The organism is Fibrobacter sp., assembly GCA_012523595.1.
Taxonomy (GTDB): domain Bacteria; phylum Fibrobacterota; class Chitinivibrionia; order Chitinivibrionales; family Chitinispirillaceae; genus JAAYIG01.
Genome location: JAAYIG010000025.1, coordinates 1 through 10,157, shown reverse-complemented (window position 1 = coordinate 10,157; position 10,157 = coordinate 1). Strand labels below are relative to the sequence as shown.

At 43.0% G+C, this 10,157-nt stretch carries 10 protein-coding genes; 6 read left to right on the top strand and 4 right to left on the bottom strand.

The window, feature by feature from the left end; all coding sequences use genetic code 11:
• The coding region (locus GX089_01175) for a PAS domain-containing protein (protein ID NLP01084.1) at nt 1–1,993 on the bottom strand (1,993 nt) is incomplete at its 3' end.
• Between the two features lie 164 nt (nt 1,994–2,157).
• Here GX089_01175 and GX089_01170 point away from each other — a divergent pair.
• The 6 genes from GX089_01170 (at nt 2,158) to GX089_01145 (ending at nt 7,334) form a co-directional block, all read left to right on the top strand.
• Nucleotides 2,158–2,529, top strand: coding sequence for a response regulator (locus GX089_01170; GenBank protein NLP01083.1), 372 nt, complete (start codon nt 2,158–2,160; stop codon nt 2,527–2,529).
• Between the two features lie 170 nt (nt 2,530–2,699).
• On the top strand, nt 2,700–3,203 hold the full coding sequence (locus GX089_01165) for a hypothetical protein (GenBank protein ID NLP01082.1): 504 nt from the start codon (nt 2,700–2,702) through the stop codon (nt 3,201–3,203).
• Nucleotides 3,204–3,213: 10 nt separating this feature from the next.
• On the top strand, nt 3,214–3,957 hold the full coding sequence (locus GX089_01160) for a response regulator (protein NLP01081.1): 744 nt from the start codon (nt 3,214–3,216) through the stop codon (nt 3,955–3,957).
• An 82-nt stretch (nt 3,958–4,039) separates the two neighbouring features.
• Nucleotides 4,040–4,396 (top strand): hypothetical protein, encoded by a 357-nt coding sequence (locus tag GX089_01155; protein ID NLP01080.1) that lies wholly within the window; start codon nt 4,040–4,042, stop codon nt 4,394–4,396.
• A gap of 1 nt (nt 4,397) precedes the next feature.
• Nucleotides 4,398–5,174: a hypothetical protein gene (locus tag GX089_01150; GenBank protein ID NLP01079.1), complete on the top strand. Its 777-nt coding sequence runs from the start codon at nt 4,398–4,400 to the stop codon at nt 5,172–5,174.
• A gap of 702 nt (nt 5,175–5,876) precedes the next feature.
• A complete protein-coding gene (locus GX089_01145) occupies nt 5,877–7,334 on the top strand; it encodes a glycoside hydrolase family 18 protein (protein ID NLP01078.1) in 1,458 nt (485 codons plus the stop codon).
• A gap of 35 nt (nt 7,335–7,369) precedes the next feature.
• Here GX089_01145 and GX089_01140 read toward each other — a convergent pair whose 3' ends face one another.
• From GX089_01140 to GX089_01130, 3 genes are all read right to left on the bottom strand, one after another.
• Entirely contained in the window at nt 7,370–8,803 is a 1,434-nt protein-coding gene (locus GX089_01140; GenBank protein ID NLP01077.1) for a hypothetical protein, read from the bottom strand.
• A gap of 93 nt (nt 8,804–8,896) precedes the next feature.
• On the bottom strand, nt 8,897–9,271 hold the full coding sequence (locus GX089_01135) for a sporulation protein (GenBank protein NLP01076.1): 375 nt from the start codon (nt 9,269–9,271) through the stop codon (nt 8,897–8,899).
• Nucleotides 9,272–9,737: 466 nt separating this feature from the next.
• The coding region (locus tag GX089_01130) for a hypothetical protein (protein NLP01075.1) at nt 9,738–10,157 on the bottom strand (420 nt) is incomplete at its 5' end.

Below are 10,157 nucleotides of genomic sequence, written 5' to 3'. Positions count from 1 at the left end.
TCATATAATTTACAATTGACTCATAGCGGGCGACCGCATACTCCATTTCCCTGCGCACCTTGACCGCTGAAGTGACATCCCTCACAGTGACTATGCCTATCTCCACCCTGCCGCTTTTCTTCTTTACAGGAACGCCGCTGATACTGGCAATCCACTCCTCTTTTTTTCCTGCTACCCTTACCACTACTTCTGTTCCGGGGAGATTTTCACCTTTGAGAACGGCAGAGGAAGGCCACTTATCAGGAGGAATCTCCTGCCCGTCAAGAGTGTAAATACGGAAATATTTCAGGAAACCATAAACACTCTTCATTTTTTGCAATTCTCTTATATCCTCAGGAAGACCATGTTTCTTTATGGCTTCAGGATTGGTCTTAAGAAGCTTCCCATTACCATCGAAGATAAAGAGCGAATCTGTGATATTGCTGAGAATTGCTTCATCAAAGATGACAGTCTGTTCGATTTGCCTCTGGGTCTCCACAGCTTCAGTTGTCTCTCTTACGATAGCCAGAACAGTCTTTTCGGAATCATGAGAGGAAAGAGGAATCAGTTCAAAACTGATGAATATGACTTCCTGTCCTTTTCCTGTATCGAGCTTCAGCTCCATGTTCTCAGCCTTGTAGGACTCATTGCCGATACATACTTTTTCCAGAATCGGACCAAGCCGGCTCTCCAGATCAGGCCAGACCTCCTGGATTTTTTTTCCCAGTATCTCTCTACCGGGAAAACGGCTGATACGGTAGTAATATGTATTTACAAAGAGGAGACGCTGGTCATGGCAGTTAAAGAGGAGTACTACGATTGGAATATTATCAAGGATACTCTCCAGAAAGTTTTTCTGATCGATATTTGCACTTAAGATGCGTTTGATTTCAGAAATATCCCGCCATCCGCTAACTGCACCTCTTATTCTGCCCTGCGGGTCGAGGATGGGACGGGTATTTACAAGAACGGTTTTTGCCCTGCCATTACGTTTTATCAACCATTCCTGCATTTCGGTTGTGACTCCCATGTGCACAGCCTGATAAAGAGGCATCTCAGAAAAAGAGGCAGATTTGCCATCGGGATGAAATAAACCCCAGGCATCAGGACGCTCCTCTTCCGGTGTATTGATAATCTCCTCCAGGGGCATCTCAAGCAGCTTTTCACTGAAGCGGGAGACATAAAGTACCTGGTTCAGGGGTCCGGTAATGAACAAAACTTCCGGAACCTGCTCCATCAAAACATTCAGCAGTCTTCCTTTGGACTCAATCTCTGTGGCACGTTTCTCTGATGTTTCCAGAGCATCCTTAAGCTTGTTTTCAGTTTCAATTATCGCTGTTATATCTCTGATCATGATAACAGCCTGCTCAAGATTTCCCTGTTTGTCAAAGATGGGAATTCCGCTGACATTTATATAAGAGCTCTCAAGAGTTCTGGTATTGGTAAGATGTAAAGACTGATCATCGATTTTCTCTCCTTTGAGCACTCTGCTTAAAGGCCATTGTTTTAGAGAGATTTTATTTCCATACAGATCACGCAGTTTCCACTGTCCGGCATATTTATATAAAGGAAGAGCACCGGTTTTGCAGATCGTCTCTGCAGCCTTATTCCATTTCACTATCTTGCCATCGCGATTACTGACAATAAGCCCTTCGGTCATGTTTGTAAGGATAGCCTCACTAAGTGTAGCTGTTTTATAAAACAGCCTGTGGGCTTTTACCCGGCTCACAGCCTGGATTGAAACGAGCCATAGAGAGACGATGCCGGCGAGACGATTGAGAATCAGAATGCGCTGGAAGATAGCGTAAGGAGGGAGTAAGAAGCCGATAATCATAAGAGATGTGATAAGTGCTGTAAAGAGAAAAGAGGATCTGGGGGAGTGATTATCGAAGAAGACGATCGCGGGAAGAAAGTAAAGAACCCAAAAAGACCATCCGGGAGAAAGGATGCATTCAATGAGGAAAATAAAAAATACAGTGGAAAAGGAGAGAAAAGAGGTGGTTTTCTGACTCATTTTTTTTACCAGAATGGTGAAAGCTATTGTTGAAGCGAGATATGTTGATTCTGGTGCAAAACACAGGCCGTTTCATTTCATTTTCAGGCAGATCTGCAGCTTCTGATCTTTATGGTATCGGGGTTGCAACACTGTAGATATGCATTCCAGGAATAAACTTCATTATGGAAAAAAAAAGAATAATTATCGTTGAAGATCATGAGGAGATGCAGTTTCTCTATTCAATTATGTTTCGGAAAGAGATGGATATTGAAATCGCGGCACAGGCAACGGATGCAGATGAGGCATTAAGAAGAGTTGGAGAATTAAATCCTGACCTGGTCCTTATTGATATTTCACTTCCGGGAAAAAGCGGAATCGATTTCACGAAAATTGTGCGTAAGAGCCACCCGGGGCTTAAAATCCTGATAGTAACCGGCCACGAACCAAATCGCTTCTATGATATAGCAAAAAAAGCGGGCGCTGATGACCTCATTATGAAAAGTGATATTCGTCAGATAATCAAGGCTGTCAGGAGACTGCTAGGGATAGAATAAATTTCCTGGTCAGATATAGAGTATCCTCAATACTACTCCCTTTACATAAGGTAGGGATTCAAACAGAGATTGAATCCTGATTGATTTCTTAATACGCCCTTTGTAGAATTATAGTTAGCCCCTGGATGTTATGTTTACCCTGACAGTGACACCCGGATGCAGAGAGTATTATGAGAAAAGATGTTATCAGTGAAATGTCGCGGGACCGGGTTGTAGCCAGCATGTCGAAAAAACTGGCAAACACTAAAGGGGTAAATGCCGCAAATCGTTCCAGAAAAATCAGAACTACCCTGATTATCATAGCATTGATCGGCTCTGTATTGATCTTACTGGCTGGCATTCTCTTTACGAATAAAAAGGGTGTCGCTTTTAACCAGAATATCAGATCCGGTTATGATTCAACACTTTCCGACAACCCGCTGTCCAGACTCAGAAATGACTTCCGTCAGAATCTGATCAGTCCCGATCAGTTTGCAATCTATCTTCAGGATCTCCTTATCAGGTATGACTCACTCCCGGAATATTATAAAACAAGACGACCTGTTATCAGCGTGGATCAGGTGTATAATGAACTGACACAGGTCTGGTCTTTACTGAATTTACATGTAAGATCCAGTATCCTTGAGGCACTGCCTGATTTTAGAACTGAAATCAACAAAAAAAGTAAAGGGTAGCACATATTGCATGGAAAGTAAAAACAGACTTCCTTATGATTTTCTCAATAAAACTCTGAATCTGCTGTTTATCGAAGATAACAATGAATTTAAGGATTTCATACTGGATCTCTTTGAACCGGTTCATCTTTATACAATTTCTACCGCCTCCTCCAATACGGAGGCATTGAAATACCTTCGCTCCGGGCTTCGTTTTCATGCCTGTATTCTTGATCTGGGTATGAATGATATTGAAAATGATGAATTCTATATTCTTCGTCAGTATGCTTACCATTGCCCCATCGTAGTGCTGACAGGTTCCAGTTCTCCCAATAAAGGGGCAACATGTATTCAGTTGGGTGCAAGAGCGGTGCTGGAAAAGGGAGCTTCATTTGACAGCAGGGAGTTTTTTAATATTGTCAGCCAAAACTCGATTCTCAGTATTGTTAATCACAGATACAGTGAATTCGGTGCCGATACTCTGAATTTTGCCACAAAGGTTCTAATAGAGAAAAAACCGCAATCAGTTACGGAGTGGGCTGATCACTTGCGGATCACAGATCGTCAACTACGCAATCTCTGGCACACAGGGGCCGGCTTCAGTGCCAAATATATCCTGTTTATTTATAACATGCTTTCCAGTGCGCTGGATTATTACAGAGTAAAACTGTTCGGAAGTGATGAGGAAAGAGAACAATTGGAAATCAGTTCAGAAGAAAAACTGTTTAGCTATTTCAATGCCCATCAAGAGATAATTGCATTCCTGTTTTCCTGAAGCGGAAATTTCGTTTCCGTTTTTTCATCCTCTGGGACTTCTATAATAATAGTGAATCCGGTATCCATGAAGGGGGATTTTTATGAATGCAGGAAAGAATATTGAGGGGAGCTCCTTGATAGAGGTGATAGTTGCCATGATCGTACTGGCACTGCTGGTAACCGGACTCAATGCCTGTGTGGTTTCGCTCATCAATTCAAACCAGGCTTCAAAAGAACTCTCTGCGGCCACATCTGCAGGATATCAGCTTCTGGAAGAACTTCGCAGAACCAATTATGATGAGATCGTGACCGATTCAGATGTTTCCAGGGACAAATATATCCGCAGTTGGACTGTTACAACCAGCAGCAACCAGAAAAAAATCGTTCTGAATGTTCAGTGGCCGGTAGAGTACCCCAGACACTCGATAGAACTCTCCACTATTATCGCAAGGCTATAGTATGTTTAAATCGGTTCTGAAAGAAAAATCCGGGTACTCAATACTGGAACTGACAATTGCTATGATGGTCGGTTCAATAGTAGTATCGAGCGCCTTTCAAACACATCGCTACCTCATGCGCAGTATTTCAAGAGAAAATGAAAAAGCGCAGTTGCAGCGGGATATTGCTTCAGTAGCCAATTTCCTCGAAAAAGATATCCGTATGTCGGGTCTGGGATTGCCTGGAAATGGGTTCAAACTGGTATTATCCACCAGCGCAAGTGATGAGATTCAGATTTTTCTGAATCCGGAGCATTTGAAAACAAATTTATCTGCTGATGTATCCACCGGGGCAGATAGAATTCTTGTCGATGATGGAGGAGTTATTCAGGATGAGAGGTGGATTTGCCTCCAAAGCCATGACACTACCTTCAGGGAAATACTCAGAGTCGGTATCGATGCAGCCGGGGCGGACACCTTTTTTCTAGCCACAAACCTCGATAATGCTTATCCTGCCTCCAATACAACTATATACCCAGCCAGACGGATAACCTATTATATACAGAACGTACCACAAAAGGCACTATACCGAAAAATGAACAGCACAGCGGTAAGGATGTCTGAACTGCTTGATACCCTGAATTGTGTACCCAAAGACAAGTCAGGGACTCCGCTGTCAGGCAGCCAGATTGCCTCTGCACGCATACTCTCAGTTATTTTCGGGGGAAAAACAGGCTCGGATGCAAACGAGGTTCTCATAGCCGATAGTACTGATGTAAACATCCGCAATTCTATGTGAGTTGATTTTCTGCCTGAAAAGATTAGGTTGGTTCCTGTTCGGGGTTGGGATTGGAGAGGGTTTGAGGATTCCTCGGTCTCAGGATTCACTCAGTTACCTCTGGGGTGAAATAATGAATTAGTGTGTGCTGGTTCAATAAAATCATCTCTGAGGTGAGAATGTGACTCAACTTTTTGTCTACTATTTCTTCGACAATTCACTTTGAGATGAAATCTTGATTTAACTTGTTAAATCACTGAATCATCCCTGAGGTAAAATTATGACTTAAAACGTTAAGTTATAGAATCACCTTTGAGGTGAAATCATGACCAATCTATGTGAGCTGATTTTGCTGAATAGGCTGGTTTCTGTTCAGGTTGGGGTTGGGAACGGTTTTGGGGATTCACTCAGTTATCTCTGGGGTGAAATATTGAGTTAGTGTGCTGATTCACCAAATCATCTCTGAGGTAAGAATATGACTCGGCGTTAAATCATATTTCCTTTGAGATGAAATCTTAACTTAACCTGTTAAATCACTGAATCACCTCTAAGGTGAAATCATGACCAACATGTTAAATCTCACCCGGAATTACCCATCCCGATTCTGATAAAGAAGGAGTTGGGTAACTGATCCTTCCATATGATTTTTTCGTGCAAACAGAAAAAAAAGCATGTATGCTTTTTATAGCATAACATCTGGAGCTGTAAGCCAAAGGAAAGAGAATGCATATCAAACATATTCCAGCAGCACTTACAATCATTTTTCTTTTACTCAACTCTTCATGGGCGGCAAACGTGGTTGCCTATTTCATTAACTGGGGAATCTATGGTGATAATCCTTATACTCCTCTGGATGTGCCCTATGACAAACTGACTCATATCCAGTATGCTTTTTTCGAACCACAAACAAATGGGGATATTTCGTCATTTGATGAATACGCAGATGAGGTAGTACTGCTTGGCCAGAAAATATGGTATCCGGTTGAGACCTGCGATTCTACTACTTCTCTAGTTTATCTTGCACATCAGCATAATGTAAAGGTTCTGCCTTCAATTGGAGGATGGACCGGGTCGGGTAATTTTCCTGCTTTGGCTGGTTCTGCTGCTTCAAGATCAAATTTTTGCTCAAAAGCCCGGGCTTTGATCGAGCAGTACAATTTTGATGGAATCGATATCGACTGGGAGTATCCCTGTTTCAGTGAACACAATGGAACTCCTCAGGATGCTCAGAATTTCGTTACGCTTCTTTCAGAGCTGCGAGATACCCTGGACCTTATGTCTGGAGAAAGAAAACTCATAACTCTGGCAATCGCGGCTGGGCCATATCATGGGAAGAATTTTCTTGTGGAGCAGTTTTATCCTGATGTCGACTACATATCTATTATGACATACGATTACACCGGAGCCTGGGGACAGGAACTAGCCTGGATCAACAGCCCTCTTTACGATTACGGGTCTGAGGACAACTGGTCAATAAGCAGAAGTATGGAGTACTATGTAAGCAGGGGCGTTCCTGCCTCCAGGCTCAATATCGGAATGGCTTTTTACGGACGGACATTTGCCGGATGCGCAGGACCCAACAAAACTTATGCCGGTGCTGGTGCAGGTGAACAGGGGGAGCCCGGTATGATGTATTATTCGACTATTGTAGAAAACCTTCAGAACGGAACTTACTCAAGATATTGGGATGAAACAGCAAAAGCTCCGTATTGTCTCTCCACAACAGGTGAGTACTGCACCTATGATGATACGGCTTCAATAAGGATCAAAGCGCAATACTGTGTTGATAATGGTTTTGCCGGAGCAATAATCTGGGAATTGAAGGCGGGAACACTTGCTGACGGATCACAGCCGCTGCTTAGCACCGCATCTGGTATCCTGAAATCACAGGTCTCTGCCGGAAAGAAGAAAAACGGAGGTCCTGGAAATCTTGTACTTGAACCATCTGTAGGCGCTAAAGATGGGTATTCCATTGTCCGGTTTTCTCTTGCTAATCCAGCGCATGTTGCTTTTAGCGTTTATGATATGGGCGGAAGAACTCTCTGGAAGAAAGGAAATCTGTACAGAAGTGGTTTTCAGGAATTTGCTCTGCCAGGGACAGCAGTTTCAGCAGGAAGATATCTGCTCAATATCAGCTCAGGGATGCAGAGCTTTATTGTGTCATTTTGTGTACTGAAATAGTGAGTTTAAAGAAAAGACTGCGTCTGATGCCCTTTTCATTTCTCTGGAGTTTGTGAGTCTTCGAAGTTTCCGAAAAATGAGAGATCCAATTCTTGTTGTGGAAAGATTAGTTCTCCGTTTTCATCTTCCTGAACATTAAAACCTGTTTCATAATCTAAGAAGTAATCATCACTTTCAGCAGGTATTTCCGATTCTGTCACCCAGCCACTGGCGCCATAACTCGTAGTGTTTTCAAAATTTCCTGCTTCCGGAGATGCAAAATCAGCTTCTACAACTGTAAAACCATCGGAGGTTTTACAGTTCCCCGATGCTGCATTATCCTGAACAACATACTGGGCTGGAGTCGAGATCTCCTTCTTCTGCAGATCTTCAATATAGCAGACCGATTTTACAATGTGTAAAGCTTCTCCCTGACCGTGAATCAGATTGCGCTGTACGGCACATGTAGTACTCGGTTCTATGGTAATCCCTGCTATTCTGGGCTTGGATTTGGTCTCTTTTGACCCGCAGTCCACAAATGTATTGTGCTCAATAAGAATGTTGCTGGCGGCAATGCTTTTCCCGTCTGTCGCACAAACTTTTACTGCCTCTTCCCCGCAGCGTACAATGCAGTTATTGGCGACAGTATGTCCGCTTCCATTGACTGTGATACCTGATCCACAGTCAATAATGCGGTTGTTTTCCACAACACTTCCTGTTCCGGCCCGCAGTGATATTGATTTACTCTTGCAGTTAAAAACCAGGTTGCCTTTTACTTGAGTATCACCGCATTTCACTGCGATTGCGCCTGAACCGCACTCTTCTATAGTGTTGTTCTCAACTATATGTCCATACAGATTATTACTGGAATCACTGCTTCCGACCAGTATCCCGTGATCATAATTGATAATATGATTTCTTCTTAAAACATGGTTCCTGAGCTTCGACCCATCACAATCACCTTCAGAAATCATAAGCCCGATAGATGTGTTTTCCGGGGTTATTGGTTTTAACCTCTTTATTTCTCTCCGGTTGAAAACACAACCTTCCACAATATTGAACTCTCCGCCTGAACCACCGAAAAACAAAGTACAGGATGATCTATCAGCGCTGCCGCAACATATAAAAGTAAGGCTGTCAAACCGGTTTCTCCGGCACTTGCCAATCACTGATATTGCACCAGAAGGAGAGTTTTTAAAAGTCAAACCCGATATAATCAAATCGGATGTATCATAAAAAAACCAGCATGACTCATGTATTTCAACAGTACCTTTTTCATAAGGTAAGATTCTGATTGGCGCACTTGCACTTCCTGAAACCTGTATAGTCAGATCACCGCTATAGATGCCTTCTCTCAATATGATTGTGTTTCCAGGCTTCACCCGATCCAGGGCTTGCTTAATTGTGCTGTATGGTTTCTCCCATGTCCCGTTCCCATCGATAAAACCTGGTGATACCCAGATATTTCCCGGATCTTTTTTGTCAAACATAATTCTCCCGATTAATTCCTTGTCCCTGTGCTATCTCAGCTGGATGGAAAAACAAGCAGGACTGAAAAACAGCCCCTGGTCAGTATGGAAGGTTTATTTTTCCTCTTGATCAGATTTGAGTTCGTCCTTTTTCTTCAGATATTTAGAGATTTTGCTCATTATATCAGGAGCAAGAGACATGATCTTATTTATATACGGCTCACCAGGCTCCACAGGAAGCACCTGTACCTTCTCACCTGTGATGGTGATAAAGGCGATCGGATTGATATTTATACCCCCTCCGGTGCCTGCGCCAGTTCCGAATTTCTGATCTTTTCCTCCGCCTCCAGCCGCAAACCCGATAGAGATGCGTGATACGGGAATCAGAGTGACATCTCCTGCTTTGATTGGGTCCCCAATAACCGTTTCTGTTTTGGCTATACTCTGGATTTGATCAAGAGCAGTTTTAATTACCTCTGAAAGTGACATCTTTCTCTCCTTGCATCTGGAGGGATCAAATAACCCTTATTGAAATCGCTTTGTAAGGGAGAATAATAATATAATACCTAGACGGTTTGTAATGTTTTTTTGCATTTTGGGTCCACCTCAGAGATGAATTAAGGATTTTTCTCGTTAGCTCTCTTTTTTACCCCAGAGGAGAATTAGGGACTTTATCTTTGATCCTTATTTTACCCCGGAGGTGCTCTTAGCACTCTACCTTTTTCATTGTTTCATCTCGCAGGTGAATTATTGAATCAGCCTCGCCAGACCTCAAATCTGAGACACCACCTCCCGTCTTTTCTCAATTTCACAAATAACACCTCATATCTTCAGGTATGAATACTACCAATTCCCTGTTGTCTCCATTCAGAAGGAAAAAAGGAAGGTTTTAATAATAGGCGGGAACGGACATCAACTGATGCCACATTTTACGACTTCAGCAGAACAGCTTAGTCTACGTGCAAACCATCTCTTTCAGAAAGTCCAGTTCTTTGATTCTGCAGCTCCGGGAGATCATCTTCGAAACCGCTGATCCACTCACCCCCAGATAAGTGGCTAGATTGATACAGGAAAAACCGAAATGGCTGACTCCAACCAGTGCAAAGAGCTCCCTGGCAGTGGAGATCTCATTCATGCGGCCGCTATGATCAAGAAGCTCTCTTCTCTCCCTGTTTATACAGGCACCAACCCTGTCTATCAGAGAATCCAGAGTGACATTTTCCACTACATGCCTTGCCAGTCTCACCCTCCGATTACTGTTAGGCTCTATCATCCTTCCAACAAACTCCTCATCTCCTATCACCCAGGATTCCGGATTTGAGAAACTCTGACAACCCTTGTTTGCTTTTCTGATTTTCTCTATCACCTCATCATT

What these genes read in the sequence shown, in the direction of transcription:
- GX089_01170 (NLP01083.1), top strand. Translation starts at nt 2,158, where the DNA reads ATGGAAAAAAAAAGAATAATTATCGTTGAAGATCATGAGGAGATGCAG.
- GX089_01165 (NLP01082.1), top strand. Translation starts at nt 2,700, where the DNA reads ATGAGAAAAGATGTTATCAGTGAAATGTCGCGGGACCGGGTTGTAGCC.
- GX089_01160 (NLP01081.1), top strand. Translation starts at nt 3,214, where the DNA reads ATGGAAAGTAAAAACAGACTTCCTTATGATTTTCTCAATAAAACTCTG.
- GX089_01155 (NLP01080.1), top strand. Translation starts at nt 4,040, where the DNA reads ATGAATGCAGGAAAGAATATTGAGGGGAGCTCCTTGATAGAGGTGATA.
- GX089_01150 (NLP01079.1), top strand. Translation starts at nt 4,398, where the DNA reads ATGTTTAAATCGGTTCTGAAAGAAAAATCCGGGTACTCAATACTGGAA.
- GX089_01145 (NLP01078.1), top strand. Translation starts at nt 5,877, where the DNA reads ATGCATATCAAACATATTCCAGCAGCACTTACAATCATTTTTCTTTTA.
- GX089_01140 (NLP01077.1), bottom strand. Translation starts at nt 8,803, where the DNA reads ATGTTTGACAAAAAAGATCCGGGAAATATCTGGGTATCACCAGGTTTT.
- GX089_01135 (NLP01076.1), bottom strand. Translation starts at nt 9,271, where the DNA reads ATGTCACTTTCAGAGGTAATTAAAACTGCTCTTGATCAAATCCAGAGT.